Annotated in this window: 16 protein-coding genes and 1 pseudogene; 11 read left to right on the top strand and 6 right to left on the bottom strand. The window is 62.5% G+C overall.

The features are described from left to right. Positions 1-2 precede the first annotated feature (2 nt). Positions 3-467, bottom strand: coding sequence for a transcriptional regulator NrdR (nrdR, locus tag CAY82_RS24080; protein WP_003255402.1), 465 nt, complete (start codon positions 465-467; stop codon positions 3-5). Between the two features lie 106 nt (positions 468-573). Here nrdR and CAY82_RS24075 point away from each other — a divergent pair, with 106 nt between their 5' ends. The 3 genes from CAY82_RS24075 to trxA are packed head-to-tail and all read left to right on the top strand — an operon-like array spanning position 574 to position 2,602. Next, positions 574-1,026, top strand: coding sequence for a YbaY family lipoprotein (locus CAY82_RS24075; protein WP_087503354.1), 453 nt, complete (start codon positions 574-576; stop codon positions 1,024-1,026). Then, a complete protein-coding gene (locus tag CAY82_RS24070) occupies positions 1,027-1,698 on the top strand; it encodes a methyltransferase (RefSeq protein ID WP_087503353.1) in 672 nt (223 codons plus the stop codon). A gap of 31 nt (positions 1,699-1,729) precedes the next feature. Beyond that, positions 1,730-2,602: a thioredoxin gene (gene trxA, locus CAY82_RS24065; RefSeq protein WP_087503352.1), complete on the top strand. Its 873-nt coding sequence runs from the start codon at positions 1,730-1,732 to the stop codon at positions 2,600-2,602. 135 nt (positions 2,603-2,737) lie between these two features. Here the strand turns inward: trxA and CAY82_RS24060 are convergent, their stop codons facing one another. Continuing rightward, complete coding sequence (locus CAY82_RS24060) at positions 2,738-3,082, bottom strand: hypothetical protein (protein ID WP_087503351.1); 345 nt, start codon at positions 3,080-3,082, stop codon at positions 2,738-2,740. A 130-nt stretch (positions 3,083-3,212) separates the two neighbouring features. On the opposite strand from CAY82_RS24060, the gene CAY82_RS24055 reads away from it, so the two are divergent. From CAY82_RS24055 to CAY82_RS24035, 5 genes are all read left to right on the top strand, one after another. Then, entirely contained in the window at positions 3,213-3,782 is a 570-nt protein-coding gene (locus CAY82_RS24055) for a DUF2796 domain-containing protein (protein ID WP_087503350.1), read from the top strand. Then, positions 3,783-4,493 (top strand): ABC transporter ATP-binding protein, encoded by a 711-nt coding sequence (locus CAY82_RS24050; protein ID WP_087503349.1) that lies wholly within the window; start codon positions 3,783-3,785, stop codon positions 4,491-4,493. It begins immediately after the preceding gene. Then, positions 4,493-5,758 (top strand): ABC transporter permease, encoded by a 1,266-nt coding sequence (locus CAY82_RS24045; protein WP_087503348.1) that lies wholly within the window; start codon positions 4,493-4,495, stop codon positions 5,756-5,758. Before CAY82_RS24050 ends, CAY82_RS24045 begins: the two co-directional genes overlap by 1 nt. Before the next feature lie 102 nt (positions 5,759-5,860). Beyond that, positions 5,861-6,355 (top strand): DUF3299 domain-containing protein, encoded by a 495-nt coding sequence (locus CAY82_RS24040; protein ID WP_087503347.1) that lies wholly within the window; start codon positions 5,861-5,863, stop codon positions 6,353-6,355. Between the two features lie 109 nt (positions 6,356-6,464). Further along, a complete protein-coding gene (locus tag CAY82_RS24035) occupies positions 6,465-7,148 on the top strand; it encodes an OmpW family protein (protein ID WP_087503346.1) in 684 nt (227 codons plus the stop codon). On the opposite strand, the pseudogene CAY82_RS27170 reads toward CAY82_RS24035, so the two are convergent. From CAY82_RS27170 to CAY82_RS24025, 3 genes and pseudogenes are all read right to left on the bottom strand, one after another. Beyond that, positions 7,136-7,260, bottom strand: a pseudogene (locus CAY82_RS27170) (MFS transporter); the annotation flags it as partial. The gene CAY82_RS24035 and the pseudogene CAY82_RS27170 sit on opposite strands and share 13 nt — an antisense overlap. 76 nt (positions 7,261-7,336) lie before the next feature. Beyond that, positions 7,337-8,269 carry an NAD-dependent epimerase/dehydratase family protein gene (locus tag CAY82_RS24030; protein WP_087503345.1) on the bottom strand — a complete coding sequence of 311 codons (933 nt, stop codon included), beginning with the start codon at positions 8,267-8,269 and terminating at the stop codon, positions 7,337-7,339. After that, positions 8,262-9,146: a sugar nucleotide-binding protein gene (locus CAY82_RS24025; RefSeq protein ID WP_087503344.1), complete on the bottom strand. Its 885-nt coding sequence runs from the start codon at positions 9,144-9,146 to the stop codon at positions 8,262-8,264. Before CAY82_RS24025 ends, CAY82_RS24030 begins: the two co-directional genes overlap by 8 nt. Before the next feature lie 287 nt (positions 9,147-9,433). Between CAY82_RS24025 and CAY82_RS24015 the strand changes: the two genes are divergently transcribed. Beyond that, complete coding sequence (locus tag CAY82_RS24015) at positions 9,434-10,225, top strand: TSUP family transporter (protein ID WP_087503342.1); 792 nt, start codon at positions 9,434-9,436, stop codon at positions 10,223-10,225. Positions 10,226-10,232: 7 nt separating this feature from the next. Next, the gene (locus CAY82_RS24010) at positions 10,233-11,078 is read left to right on the top strand and encodes an alpha/beta hydrolase (protein WP_087503341.1); all 846 of its coding nucleotides are present in this window, start codon (positions 10,233-10,235) and stop codon (positions 11,076-11,078) included. A gap of 11 nt (positions 11,079-11,089) precedes the next feature. On the opposite strand, the gene CAY82_RS24005 is transcribed toward CAY82_RS24010, so the two are convergent. Beyond that, positions 11,090-11,899: a helix-turn-helix transcriptional regulator gene (locus CAY82_RS24005; RefSeq protein WP_087503340.1), complete on the bottom strand. Its 810-nt coding sequence runs from the start codon at positions 11,897-11,899 to the stop codon at positions 11,090-11,092. Positions 11,900-12,077: 178 nt separating this feature from the next. Between CAY82_RS24005 and CAY82_RS24000 the strand changes: the two genes are divergently transcribed. Further along, entirely contained in the window at positions 12,078-13,520 is a 1,443-nt protein-coding gene (locus CAY82_RS24000; RefSeq protein WP_087503339.1) for a sodium:alanine symporter family protein, read from the top strand. Positions 13,521-13,560 lie beyond the last annotated feature (40 nt).

The following is a 13,560-nucleotide window of genomic DNA, read 5'->3' as shown; positions in this document are numbered from 1 at the left end:
GTTCACTCTTTAGCCGGCTCGCGGGCCAGGCGGTCGATTTCTTCGCGGAACTCGTCGAGGTCCTGGAAGCGCCGGTAAACCGAGGCAAAACGGATATAGGCCACTTCGTCGAGCTTGCGCAGCTCGGCCATGACCATTTCACCCACCACCAGCGATTTGACTTCGCGCTCACCGGTCGCACGCAGGCGGCTCTTGATATGCGCCAACGCCGCTTCCAGGCGCTCGACGCTGACCGGGCGCTTTTCCAGTGCCCGCTGCATGCCGGCGCGCAGTTTTTCTTCGTCGAAGGGTTGGCGCGTGCCGTCCTGCTTGATCAGCCGGGGCAGCACCAGCTCGGCGGTTTCGAAGGTGGTGAAGCGCTCACCGCAGGCGACGCATTCGCGGCGGCGGCGCACCTGCTCGCCCTCGGCGACGAGGCGAGAGTCGATGACCTTGGTGTCGTTGGCACCGCAGAAGGGACAGTGCATGGTGGCAGGCAACAAAAAAAGGGAGGGCCATGGTAGCGCATCCCACTGGCAAGACAAGCCAAAGGGGTTAACATCCATGGGAAATCTGCCCGTGAAGGACTACCCCATGCACTACCGAGCGCTCGTCGTGCTGTGCTGCGCCGCCCTGCTCGCCGCCTGCGGCAGCGACAGGCCGAAGCCCGACACCCCTCCGGCACCCACGCCAGCCCGCACGGCCAAACCCGCCGAAGTACTGGGCCCGCTGCCGGCCTACCAGCGCGAGCTGAGCGGCACCTTACTGGAAATCCCCCCCGGTGCTGACGTGGAGCTGGCGTTGCTGGTCATCGACGAACGTGACCGCCCACAACGCCTGCTGGCCAGCAGCAACCTGACCGGCACCGGCCAGGCCCTGCCCTACCGCCTGCGCTTCAACCCCGAGGCCTTCCCCGCCGGTGCCCGGGTCGAACTGCGCGGCCGTGCCAGCCGCTCCGGCCAACTGATCATGCACCTGCCGCCCGTACGCATTACCCAGGCCCAGACCCAGGTCACCGGCCCGCTGCGTTTCGAGAAGGCGCCATAAGTGGCGCCAGTCTCCCTACAACAGCCCCTGCAACAGGCCCTCAGCAGCCTGATCGGCGAAGCGCGCCTTATCGTCAGCGAGCTGCCCGGCTGCGACCTGAAGCTGTGGCTGATCGACGACCAGAACATGGACCGCGCCTTCAGCAGCGAAGAGACCCGGCGAATTCTTGAAGAACCACCCTACTGGAGCTTCTGCTGGGCCAGCGGCCTGGCCATGGCCCGTTACCTGGCCGAGCGCCCGGAGTGGGTAGCCGGCAAACGCGTACTGGACTTTGGCGCCGGCTCCGGTATCGCCGGCATTGCCGCCGCCCGCGCCGGTGCGCTGGAAGTGGTGGCCTGCGACCTCGACCCGATGGCCCTCGATGCCTGCCGCGCGAATGCCGCGCTGAACGGGGTGGAACTGGGTTACAGCAGCGATTTCTTCGCCGAGGACGACCGCTTCGACCTGATCCTGGTTGCCGATGTGCTGTACGACCGCGCCAACCTGCCGTTGCTGGATGCCTTCCTCGGGCGCGGCCGCCAGGCGCTGGTGGCAGACTCGCGGGTACGCGACTTCAGCCACCCGCTGTACCAGCAGCTGGGTGTGCTTGAAGCACTGACCCTGCCGGACCTGGCCGAGCCACACGAATTCCGCCGGGTCAGCCTGTACCACGCGAGCCGCGACACCTTATAGTGGTGCCATTCACGAGTTTGCGAGAGTCGCGATGACCCAAGACACGCCTTACATTTTCGACGCCACCGATGCCACCTTCCAGCAACTGGTGATCGAGAACTCCTTCCACAAGCCGGTGCTGGTGGACTTCTGGGCCGAGTGGTGTGCGCCGTGCAAGGCGCTGATGCCATTGCTGGCGAAGATCGCCGAGGGCTATCAGGGCGAGCTGCTGCTGGCCAAGATCAACTGCGACCTGGAGCAACAGGTGGTTGCCCAGTTCGGTATCCGCAGCCTGCCGACCGTGGTGCTGTTCAAGGACGGCCAGCCGGTGGACGGTTTTGCCGGAGCGCAGCCGGAGTCGGCGATCCGCGCCATGCTCGAGCCACACGTGCAACTGCCCGCCGCACCCAGCGCATCACCGCTGGAGCAGGCCAAGGGGCTGTTTGCCGAAAGCCGCTTTGCCGAGGCCGAAGCGCTGTTGCAGGCGCTGCTGAGTGATGACAACAGCAATGCCGAGGCGCTGATCCTGTACGCCCGCTGCCTGGCCGAGCGCGGGGAGCTGGGTGAAGCCCAGGTAGTGCTGGATGCGGTCAAGACTGACGAACACAAGGCTGCGCTGGCCGGCGCCAAGGCCCAGCTGACCTTCCTGCGCCAGGCTGCCAGCCTGCCGGAAGTGGCCGACCTGAAAAGCCGCCTGGCGCAGAACCCGCAGGATGACGAGGCGGCTTATCAGCTGAGTATCCAGCAACTGGCACGCCAGCAGTATGAAGCGGCGCTGGAAGGGTTGCTGAAGCTGTTCCAGCGTAACCGTGGTTATGAGAACGGGTTGCCGCAGAAGGCGTTGCTGCAGGTGTTCGAGCTGCTGGGCGGTGATCACCCGCTGGTTGGCGTGTATCGTCGCAAGTTGTCGGCGGCGATGTTCTGACCTGAGGCCGTTGCGAGGGCTTCGCCCTCGTTCGCGGGTAAACCCGCTCCCACAGGTACTGCACAGGTCCCAAGTGCGGTGAAATCCTGTGGGAGCGGGTTTACCCGCGAATAGGCCAGCACAGGCAATAGAGATTTATCCCACCCAGTGATAAACCGGCGCATCCACGCCACTTTCCACCTTCACCTCACTGCTATGCCGCAAGCGCACCAGCAGCCGCTTGCCCGCCGCCGTACTCCCCGCCAGCCCCTCCAGCCGATCAAGCAATTCCGGCCCGTTCATCTGCCCAGCCAGGCGCAACACCTCACACGCCGCAGTCCATTGCCCATCATCCTGCCGAGTTGTCGCCACGGTTTCCGTTGCTGGGGTATGCGCCACCGCGGGCAATTCGATCTGCCGCCCCAGTTGCGCCCACTCTTCAGGTTCCAGCTCGATGGTCAGATCCACAGGCCAGTCACCAATCTGTCCACGAATTCTCATGCTGCATTCCTTGAACCCAAATCAATGCCACCATCCTACCCCAACATGAAACCTGCGCCACGCAGACTGGCGGCGCGCGGAAAAGTCGTTATAACATAACCCAACCTTCCCGCCCGCTCCGGAGTCGTCCATGCGTCGCCTGTTGCTCGCCCTGCCCTTCGCCTTGCTGCCCCTGGCCAATGCCCACGCTGATGACCATGATCATGACCACGCCCATGGCACCCTCGGTGCCCACGAGCATGGCGTGGCCAAGCTCAATGTCGTGCTCGATGGCAACACCCTCGAGCTGGAGCTGGACAGCCCGGCAATGAACCTGGTCGGCTTCGAACACGCCGCCAACAGCGACGCCGACAAGGCCAAGGTCGCGGCGGTGCGCCAGCAGCTCGAGCAACCGCTGAAGCTGTTCGGCCTGCCCGCTGCCGCCGGTTGCAAGGAAGACCAGCAGGAACTGGAAAGCCCGCTGTTCGGTGACGCCCCGAAAGCCGACGACGATGACGAGCACGAGCATGGCCACCAGCACAGCGACATCGGCGCCCACTACCAGCTGACCTGCACCAACCCCGACAAACTGGCACAGGTGGACCTCGCGCCACTGTTCAAGGCCTTCCCGGCCACCCAGAAAATCAACGTGCAACTGATCGGCCCCAATGGCCAGAAAGGCGTGGAAACCACGCCGGCCAAGGCCGCGGTCGCGTTCTGAATGCGCCAACCGTTGATCGAACTGCATGACCTGGTGTTCGCATGGCCAGGTCAACCGGCGCTGCTGGATATTCCGGCATTCTGCCTGGAGGCTGGCGAGGCCCTGTTCCTCAAGGGCCCCAGCGGCAGCGGCAAGACCACTTTGCTGGGCCTTCTGGGTGGGGTGAATGTGCCGGGCCAGGGCCGTATCCAGCTGCTCGGCCAGGACCTCGGCCGCCTGGGCCAAGGCGCTCGTGACCGCTTCCGGGTCGACCATACTGGCTACATCTTCCAGCAGTTCAACCTGCTGCCGTTCCTGTCGGTACGCGAAAATGTCGAGCTGCCCTGCCGCTTCTCGCGCAGCCGCAAGGCCCGCGCCGAGCAGCGCCATGGAAGTGTCGACCAGGCGGCCAGCAAGCTGCTGGCCCACCTGGGCCTGGACGACCCCGCCCTGCTCGCCCGCCGCGCCGACAGCCTGTCGATCGGTCAGCAGCAACGCGTTGCCGCCGCCCGCGCACTGATCGGCCAACCCGAACTGGTGATCGCCGACGAACCAACCTCGGCGCTGGATGCCGACACCCGGGAAGCGTTCATCCGCCTGCTGTTCGATGAATGCCGCGCCGCTGGCGCCAGCCTGCTGTTCGTCAGCCACGACCAGAGCCTGGCGCCGCTGTTCGACCGCCACCTGTCGCTGGCCGAACTCAATCGTGCCGCCAAGCCCCGGGAGGCCTGATGTATCTGTTCCGCCTTGCCTTGGCCAGCCTGGCCAACCGCCGTTTCACCGCGTTCCTCACCGCCTTTGCCATTGCCCTGTCGGTGTGCCTGCTGCTGGCCGTGGAGCGGGTCCGTACCGAAGCGCGGGCCAGCTTCGCCAGCACCATCAGCGGTACCGACCTGATCGTCGGCGCCCGGTCAGGCTCGGTGAACCTGCTGCTGTACTCGGTGTTCCGCATCGGCAACGCCACCAACAACATCCGCTGGGACAGCTATGAGCACTACGCCAAGGACCCGCGGGTGAAATGGGCCATTCCTATCTCGCTGGGCGATTCGCACCGCGGTTATCGGGTGATGGGTACTACCGGCGACTACTTCAGCCATTACCAGTACGGTCGCCGCCAGCACCTGGAACTGAGCCAGGGCCGCGCGTTCGCCGACGACCCATTCGAGGTGGTGCTCGGAGCCGAAGTGGCCGAGGCGTTGCACTACAAACTGGGCGACAAGCTGGTGCTGGCACATGGTGTCGCAGCGATCAGCCTGGTCAAGCACGACGACAAGCCGTTTACCGTGGTCGGAGTGCTCAAGCGCACCGGCACGCCGGTCGACCGCACGCTGCATATCAGCCTGGGTGGCATGGAAGCCATCCACATCGACTGGCACAACGGCGTGCCGGCCCGTGGTGCAGGACGTATCAGCGCCGAGCAGGCGCGGACCATGGACCTGCAACCTGCCGCCATCACTGCGTTCATGCTCGGCCTGAACAGCAAGATCGCGACATTCAGCCTGCAGCGAGAGATCAATGAGTACCGCAGCGAGCCGTTGCTGGCGATCCTGCCCGGGGTGGCGCTGCAGGAGTTGTGGAGCCTGATGGGCACTGCGGAGCAGGCATTGTTCGTGGTATCGCTGTTCGTGGTGCTGACCGGCCTGATCGGCATGCTCACGGCCATTCTTACCAGCCTCAACGAACGCCGCCGGGAGATGGCGATATTGCGCTCGGTTGGCGCCAGGCCGTGGCATGTCGCGGGGCTGCTGGTGCTGGAGGCGCTGTCGCTGGCGGCTGTAGGGATCGCTGCCGGGCTTGGCTTGCTGTATGCAGGTATAGTGCTGGCCCAGGGGTATGTGCAGGCCAACTATGGCTTGTATTTGCCGCTGGCCATGCCAAGCGCTCATGAATGGACGTTGCTGGCTATCATCTTGGGAGCTGCGCTGCTGATGGGCAGCGTGCCGGCGTGGCGAGCCTATCGGCAGTCGCTGGCCGATGGCTTGTCCATTCACCTCTGAGTGCATGCAATGATCAGAAATCTCACCGCCTTCTTCGCGGGTTCTGTGGGAGCGGGTTCACCCACGAAGAGGCCAGTACAGGCAGTACAACTACTACTGGTCATGCTGCTTTCGCTGGCATCGCCCACCTGGGCCTCGGAACCCCGCGAACTGGACTGGCCTGCCCTTATCCCCGAAGGCGCCCCGGTCATTGCGCCCCAACTCGCACCACTGCATGACATGTCGCAGCTCAGCAACGCCCTGTCCGCCGAATCCGCCCCACCAGCGCGCCAACAGGCCCCCGACGCCCCGGTGGTAAAAAGTCTCGACGGCCAGCAGATCAAACTGCCCGGCTACATCGTGCCGCTGGAGGTGAGCGAAGAAGGCCGCACCACCGAGTTCCTGCTAGTTCCTTACTACGGCGCGTGCATCCACGTGCCACCACCACCCTCGAACCAGATCGTGCACATTTTCAGTGAAATGGGCGTGCGGGTCGAAGACCTCTACCAGCCCTACTGGATCGAGGGAAAGATGCAGGTCAGAGCCTCCAGCAGCGAACTGGCCGATGCCGGTTACCAGATGGAAGCCGAGAAAATATACGCTTATGAGCTGAGATGAGAACTGTTTCGAATTGGTAAAGACGCTTCTTTGAGCTGGGTCAAACTTTCTGTTTAACCGCATCCGTACCATTGGACTACTCGATTACTCACGTCCTTTGGGAGCTTCCATGAACAAGTCCTTGCTCAGCGCCGCCCTTGCGGCCCTGGCGCTCGCTGCCCCTGTCGCCCACGCCCACCAGGCTGGCGATGTCATCGTCCGCGCCGGTGCCATCACCACCGCTCCCAACGAAAGCAGCGGCGACCTGAAATTCGACGGCAACAAAGTCTCGGGCACCAAGGCGACCCTGGACAGCGACACCCAGCTGGGCCTGACCTTCGCCTACATGCTCACCGACCACGTAGGCCTGGAACTGCTGGCCGCCAGCCCATTCAAGCACACCGTCGGGGTCAAAGGCCTGGGCGGCGGTCTGGACGGCAAGCTGGCCGACATCAAGCAACTGCCACCGACCCTGTCGCTGCAGTACTACCCGATGGAACCGACTTCCAAGTTCCAGCCGTATGCCGGCGTCGGCATCAACTACACCCTGTTCTTCGATGAAGACCTCAGTAGTGCACGCAAGCAGCAGGGCTTCAGCAACCTGAAGCTGCAGGACTCGGTCGGCATCGCCGGCCAGCTGGGCATGGACTACATGATCACCGACAACCTGCTGGTCAACGCCTCGGTCTGGTACATCGACATCGACACCAAGGCCAGCGTCGACGGCCCGTCCGCACTGGGCTACAGCAAGACCAAGGTCGACGTCGAGGTCGACCCGTGGGTGTACATGGTCGGCCTTGGCTACAAGTTCTGACCTGAACATTGCAGGGCGGCTTCGGCCGCCCTCGCTCGTTGCAGCCATAGCCAGTACTCCAGCGCGACCGCGCTGATCCCCAATGGGCATACAACCAGCTGGCCATGACCGCACGTCTATTGGCTTTACGCTATCCCTGTGGGAGCGGCCTTGTGTCGCGAAAGGGGCGCAAAGCGCCCCCAGGGATTTCAGCGCTTACCCAAAAGCCGCGCCAACCCCTCGACAATCGGCGTCGCCTGCGGAAACTCGAACCGCGTCAGCAAGCGCTGGTTATCAGCCCGCGAATGGCGAATGTCACCCGAACGTGCCGCCACATAGCTGACCGCCGGCAAGCTACCCACCACTTTCTCCAGCGCCGCCAGCAACTGGTTAAGCGACGTAGCCTGGTTGAGGCCGATATTCACCGCCCCCTCCTCGACCTGCGGCTGCTCCAGCGCCTGCACCATCACCTGCACCAGGTCGCCCACGTAGAGGAAGTCCCGGGTCTGCTCGCCATCACCGAACACCGTAATCGGCAAACCCTGCACAGCGCGTTCGGAGAAGATGCTGATCACCCCGGAATACGGCGAGGACGGGTCCTGCCGCGGCCCGAAGATATTGAAGAAGCGGAACACCACCGGCTCCAGGCCATGCTGGCGACGGTAGAAGTCCAGGTACTGTTCACTGGCCAGCTTATCCACGGCATAAGGGGTCAGCGGCGCCTTGGGGGTGTCTTCGGCAATTGACTCGCCTTCGCCATTGTTGCCATACACCGCTGCACTGGAGGCGAACAACACCCGGCGCAGGCCATGCACGCGCATGGCTTCGCACACGTTGAGGGTGCCGATGAAATTGCTCTGGTGGGTCCGCACCGGGTCCTCGACCGAGGCCTGCACCGAGGCCACTGCCGCCAGGTGCACCACGGCACTGCAGCCAGCCGCAACCTGCGTGACCAGCCCGGCATCGGCGACATCACCTTCAACCAGTTCCAGCCGTGGGTGGCCGACCGGCAGGTTGTCCCGCCGGCCAGTGGAGAAGTCATCGAGAATGCGTACGGCGTAGCCTTTGTCCAACAACGCATCGCACAGGTGGGAGCCAATGAAGCCGGCACCGCCGGTGATCAGGATGGGGGCGTCAGCCATGGCGGTAGAACCGGTCCAGTAGGGGCGGCAGGCCGGCACGCCAGGCGCGCGGCTTGATGCCGAAGGTGTGAAGGATTTTCTTGCAGGCCAGTACTGCGTGCTGCGGCTCTTCGCTGGCATCCGGGCGCGCGGCATGGGCCTGCGGCGTCGGTGCCTGCACGGCCAACTGGCGATAATGGCCGGCCTCGGCGAGGATCGCCTGGCCCAGCGCAAGCGGCGTGGTTGCCTCGTTGCCGGCGTAATGGTAGGTGCCCCACAGCGGCGCGCTGCAATCGAGTTGCTTGAGCACCGACAGGATCACCCGGGCAGCGTCGTCGACCGGCGTCGGATTACCGCGCCGGTCATCGGCCAACAGTAGCTCCTGGGGTTGCTCGGCACGGGTCAGGAAGCGGCCCAGCGCCCCATCGATACTTTCGTCGAGCAGCCAACCAAAGCGCAACAGCACGTGTTGCGGGCAAGCCGCGCGCACGCTCTGCTCGATGCGCCACAGGGCCTGGCCACGCAGGCCCAGCGGCACCGGTTCGTCCTTTTCGCTGTAGGCCGTGGCCCGCGAACCATCGAACACCCGGTAGCTGGAAGGCTGCACCAAGGTGATCTGGTGGTGCTGGCACAGCTCCGCCAGCCGCTCCACCGCCCGCTCCTGCTGGGCCAGGCGTTGCTCGCTGACTGCCTCGGCCTGGAACCAGTCGAAGTAGTAGGCCAGGTTGACCAAGGCATCAGGGCGATGATCGTCCAGCAGCTGGGTGAGGCTGGCCGGCGTCCAGCCGTTCTCGGGCGGGCGCGGCGCCAGGAAAGCGATGTCCTCCTCGGCCCCAAGACGAATCAGCGCTTGCCCGAGGGCATTGCCACCACCCAACAGCATTAGGCGCATACGCATAGAGTCAGCAGATCCGGAGAGGTTGATTGAAGGAAAGAAGTCATTTTGCTGTTTCTGGGCGGGGAAGTCCAACGTCGGGCCATAGCCTTTGCAAGCCAAACCATTACAGACTCGAGCAGCCCGGAAGCCAAGGGAGTGGCAATAACAGCAGAGCGTCGCACGGCCGCGAGAGGGTTCAGGACAATCGACGCCTGTTCATACGTCAATTCGGATACTCTCCCTTTGCAGAACCGTTGGTGCTAGTTGAAGACCCGCTGCTGGTTCGTGATTAATCACAGGGAAAACCAATGATCGAATTCGATTTGACGCTTGTTCCGATACTCGCACTTGTTGCACTCATGGCCGGCTTTTTCGATGCTATCGCCGGAGGCGGAGGCCTGATTACACTCCCTGTATTGTTTCTTTCCGGTATAGAGCCCTTGGCAGCAATCGCCACCAACAAATTCCAGGCAGCCTCGGCTACCGTTTCGGCTACGTGCGCTTTCGCCCGCAAAGGCATGATCGACTGGAGACAAGGCAGCCCAATGGCGGTGATGTCGTTTATTGGAGGCGCTTTGGGGGCCTTGTCGATAACTTATGTCCCCAAAAGTCTTTTGCAGGCATGCGTTCCGCCATTGCTGATCCTGATAGCAGCCTACTTTGCCTTTAGCCCAAAGCCGAATGAACAAACGCGCAAGGCGAAGATATCGACTAGCCTTTTCTGTCTGGCGGTTGCTCCAATCATCGGGTTTTATGATGGCATCTTCGGCCCTGGAGTCGGCTCGTTCTTCATGCTGGCCTGCGTGATTCTCCTCGGCCAGCACCTGATACAAGCCGTGTGCACCAGCAAGCTCTTGAACGCAGCCTGTAACCTGGGCGCATTGTCAGTCTTTTCACTCAGTGGGGCCATCATCTGGCCGCTCGCGCTGGCAATGGCGCTGGCCGCGTTTCTGGGCGCGCAATTGGGTGCACGCTGCGCAGTTCGTTTCGGCTCTCGCCTCATAAAGCCGCTGCTGGTCAGTGTCTGCATCATCATGGCAATCAAACTGCTACTCGATACGGGAAATCCACTCGGCGAATGGCTCAAGCAATTCCTCTAGAGGCCCCATGCACTTGCAAACGGAATCTTCTCAGCGCCTGAAATGGCAGTTCGACGAACTCGCTCCAGGCAAAGAACTGTTCATCGACGAAGTATTTGGAAACTACCAGCAACAAGCCCGATTGCTGCTACCCGATATCGAGCGCGCAGCGCCTGCATTCGTCCTGGGGGGCGCGCGCTCCGACTTTACCCGGCTCAATCCCCTGCTCTATCGCCTGCAAGCCGCAGGCATTGGTTCACTCACTGCCAATCTGTCAGGCCATAGCCTCGCCAGTGAGCCAGGTGCAGTGTCGCCTTCACTGGCTACGAACCTTGATGAAGCACGGCGTTTCCACGCACATATCGCACTTCGCTGTCGAACGATAATAGGCCACAGCCTCGGTGCGGCAATAACGCTAAAACTTGCAGCACAGTTGCCGCAAGTGGACAGCATCGTCCTGATCTGCCCGGCGGTCTATCCAGACCATGCTCACCAGGTACCGTTCGGCCCGGCATTCACGGCCGCGATCAGAAAACCCTACGGTTTTCTCGATTGCGACAGTTATGCCTTCCTCAAGCGGTTCCAAGGCAGAGTTCTGATGGTGATCGGCGAATATGACGGGCTGAATTCACAACGTTTTGGCAAAGATCCGGGCACTAGCGCAGGTAACCTGTGGCTGGCCGGCGCCGAACGCTACAGCCCGATTCCTGAAGAAGTTACCCAGGCCCTGATGCAATCGGTTTCAGCGGAGCGTTTGCAATGCCTGTTTCTTACAGACTGTGACCATGGCATCGCCGCCCACTTACGCAGTGCACCAGCGATTGCCGATCAGGTTGCGAGCGCCGTGGAAGCTTTCATCCTCGACGACGCTTGACGTGTTGGCCATTACTTGATTTCAAACAACCCGTTAGTAAGCGGTCTCGCACTCAAACGCTCACGGATGTCGTTATCTATACGTGGATCATCCGGCTGGTACAGTTTTACCTGCCGGTAGGCGTTGATGCGATTGATCTCCACTCCCAGGTAATCCCACACCACCCGGGTGCAGGCCGGGTAGCGCTGGTCGCCGCTGGATACGCCGGCCTTCAGGCCGTTAAGGCGGGTGATGCGGCTTTTGAAGCTGGGGATGAGGATAGTCTGGCTCATCTCGTTGAAAGTCAGCGACTCGTAGTCGACCAGGAACATCCGGTCCTGCAACTGGAACGCCGCACCCAGGTAGCGGCAACGCACCTCGGCATGGGGGTCGGTGGCGCTGGAGCGTTCCTGGCGTTCCTGGCGTTCGAAAAGGAACTGCCCGCGCTCTTCCCACAGGTGCACCAGTGACACCAGGACCGTGCCCGGGACCGACATGCAGTTGGAATACTCCAGGTAATAGCCGCAATAGCGCGACAGGTTCCCCGCATGGGCGTGCAATGGGCGGAACAGATCGCTGATCGGGTCGCCGGGCTGCTCGGCCGGGGCCGACACACGAGCACCGATCAAGCGGCTGAACTGCTCGGGTGGCAAATTCAATTCGTAATCTTCGACACCGAAGAAATCGCCGATGCGCTTGAGGTTGTAAGCCGTCGGGCGGCTCTGCCCACTCAGATACTTGTTGAATTGCGCACGGTTGATCGCAACCTGGCGGCAAACTTCGGAGATAGAGCGGTAATGGCTGCAAGCCAGTTTGAGGTTGGTAGCGAAATGATCGCTCATGACAGCGGACTCAGGTGACGCGAATGGCGCCATTGTAGCATCAAGTTGCACCAAATCGGAGCAAGCCGCGAAATTGTAACCGTCCTTGTCATAGCCAACCATGCGCCCCCATGAATAGCGGTGCGCCTGCCGTCCGCTGGTCTTTCCACACGAACAATAAGAATCGAGGTCATTTCCAATGCTCGAAGTAATCAACGATTTCCTCTCGGGGAAACTTCTCATCGTGCTGATCGTGGGGTTGGGTAGCTACTTCACCATCCGATCCCGGTTCGTCCAGTTCCGCCACTTCGGTCACATGTTCGGTGTGTTCAAAGAGTCGCTGCGGGGCCAGGCAGGCCAGTTGAGCTCCTTCCAGGCCTTGATGCTGAGCCTGGCCGGCCGCGTGGGTGCCGGTAACATCGCCGGTGTCGGCATTGCCGTGACCCTGGGTGGCCCAGGCGCCGTGTTCTGGATGTGGGTCACCGCATTGGTGGGCATGTCCAGCAGCTTCTTCGAATGCACCCTGGCCCAGGTCTACAAGCGCGCCGACGGCGACGGCCTGTACCGTGGCGGCCCGGCCTACTACATCCAGCACGGCCTGAAGCTGAAAAGCATGGCCATCGTGTTCTCCATCCTGCTGCTGGTCACCTACGGCTTCGCCTTCATCGGCCTGCAGTCGTACACCGTGACCCACTCGCTGCAGAACGCCTTCGCCTTCGACCCCAAGCACACCGGTATCGTCCTCGCCGTACTGCTGGCCCTCACCTTCATCGGCGGCATCAAGCGCATCGCCGCGGTGTCGGACCTGCTGGTACCGGTCAAGACCCTGGCCTATATCGGCGTAACCCTGTACGTGATCGGCACCCAGATCGAGCACGTGCCGGCCATGCTGGAAACCATCTTCAAGAGCGCCTTCGGCCTCGACCCGGCCTTCGCCGGCCTGCTCGGCAGCGCCATCGTCATGGGCGTGAAACGTGGTGTGTTCGCCAACGAAGCGGGCTTGGGCAGCGCGCCGAACGTCGCCGCCGTGGCCGCCGTGAAACACCCGGGTGCCCAGGGCGTGGTCCAGGCCTTCAGCGTGTTCCTCGACACCTTCCTGATCTGCACCTGCACCGCGCTGCTGATCCTGCTGTCGGGCTTCTACACCCCGGGCTTCGAAGGTGACGGCATCGTCCTGACCCAGAACTCGCTGGCCGCCGTGGTCGGTGACTGGGGCCGCGTGTTCGTCAGCGTGGCACTGTCGCTGTTCGTGTTCACCTGCATCCTCTACAACTACTACCTGGGCGAGAACAGCCTGCAGTTCCTCAGCCGCAATCGCGTGGTACTGATGGTGTTCCGTGGCCTGGTACTGGCGCTGGTGGTGTGGGGTTCGTTGCAGGACCTGTCGACCGTATTCGCCTTCGCCGATATCACCATGACCTGCCTGGCCTTCGTCAACCTGGTGGCCCTGGCCCTGCTGTTCAAGGTCGGCCTGCGAGTGATGCGCGACTATGACGAGCAGCGCAAGGCGGGCATCGACCAGCCAGTGTTCGACTCGGCCAAGTTCGCCGACCTGGACCTGGACCTCAATGCCTGGCCTGCCAATCCGCAGGCGGAAACAGCCACTGACAAAGCAGTCGGCGAAGTCCAAACGCAGCGCTGATATCCTCTCCTCCCAGCCGCCCCGTTCGTGGGCGGCTTAC

It is taken from the genome of Pseudomonas sp. SID14000 (genome assembly GCF_002165135.1).
Classification (GTDB): Bacteria; Pseudomonadota; Gammaproteobacteria; order Pseudomonadales; family Pseudomonadaceae; genus Aquipseudomonas.
This window is presented reverse-complemented; position numbering and strand designations above follow the sequence as displayed.

Excerpts from the sequence above, each read along its gene's own strand:
- trxA (WP_087503352.1), top strand. The coding sequence starts at position 1,730 with ATGACCCAAGACACGCCTTACATTTTCGACGCCACCGATGCCACCTTC.
- CAY82_RS24050 (WP_087503349.1), top strand. The coding sequence starts at position 3,783 with ATGCGCCAACCGTTGATCGAACTGCATGACCTGGTGTTCGCATGGCCA.
- CAY82_RS24015 (WP_087503342.1), top strand. The coding sequence starts at position 9,434 with ATGATCGAATTCGATTTGACGCTTGTTCCGATACTCGCACTTGTTGCA.
- CAY82_RS24040 (WP_087503347.1), top strand. The coding sequence starts at position 5,861 with ATGCTGCTTTCGCTGGCATCGCCCACCTGGGCCTCGGAACCCCGCGAA.
- CAY82_RS24055 (WP_087503350.1), top strand. The coding sequence starts at position 3,213 with ATGCGTCGCCTGTTGCTCGCCCTGCCCTTCGCCTTGCTGCCCCTGGCC.
- CAY82_RS24010 (WP_087503341.1), top strand. The coding sequence starts at position 10,233 with ATGCACTTGCAAACGGAATCTTCTCAGCGCCTGAAATGGCAGTTCGAC.
- CAY82_RS24060 (WP_087503351.1), bottom strand. The coding sequence starts at position 3,082 with ATGAGAATTCGTGGACAGATTGGTGACTGGCCTGTGGATCTGACCATC.
- CAY82_RS24045 (WP_087503348.1), top strand. The coding sequence starts at position 4,493 with ATGTATCTGTTCCGCCTTGCCTTGGCCAGCCTGGCCAACCGCCGTTTC.
- CAY82_RS24025 (WP_087503344.1), bottom strand. The coding sequence starts at position 9,146 with ATGCGTATGCGCCTAATGCTGTTGGGTGGTGGCAATGCCCTCGGGCAA.
- CAY82_RS24035 (WP_087503346.1), top strand. The coding sequence starts at position 6,465 with ATGAACAAGTCCTTGCTCAGCGCCGCCCTTGCGGCCCTGGCGCTCGCT.
- CAY82_RS24005 (WP_087503340.1), bottom strand. The coding sequence starts at position 11,899 with ATGAGCGATCATTTCGCTACCAACCTCAAACTGGCTTGCAGCCATTAC.
- CAY82_RS24030 (WP_087503345.1), bottom strand. The coding sequence starts at position 8,269 with ATGGCTGACGCCCCCATCCTGATCACCGGCGGTGCCGGCTTCATTGGC.
- nrdR (WP_003255402.1), bottom strand. The coding sequence starts at position 467 with ATGCACTGTCCCTTCTGCGGTGCCAACGACACCAAGGTCATCGACTCT.
- CAY82_RS24075 (WP_087503354.1), top strand. The coding sequence starts at position 574 with ATGCACTACCGAGCGCTCGTCGTGCTGTGCTGCGCCGCCCTGCTCGCC.
- CAY82_RS24000 (WP_087503339.1), top strand. The coding sequence starts at position 12,078 with ATGCTCGAAGTAATCAACGATTTCCTCTCGGGGAAACTTCTCATCGTG.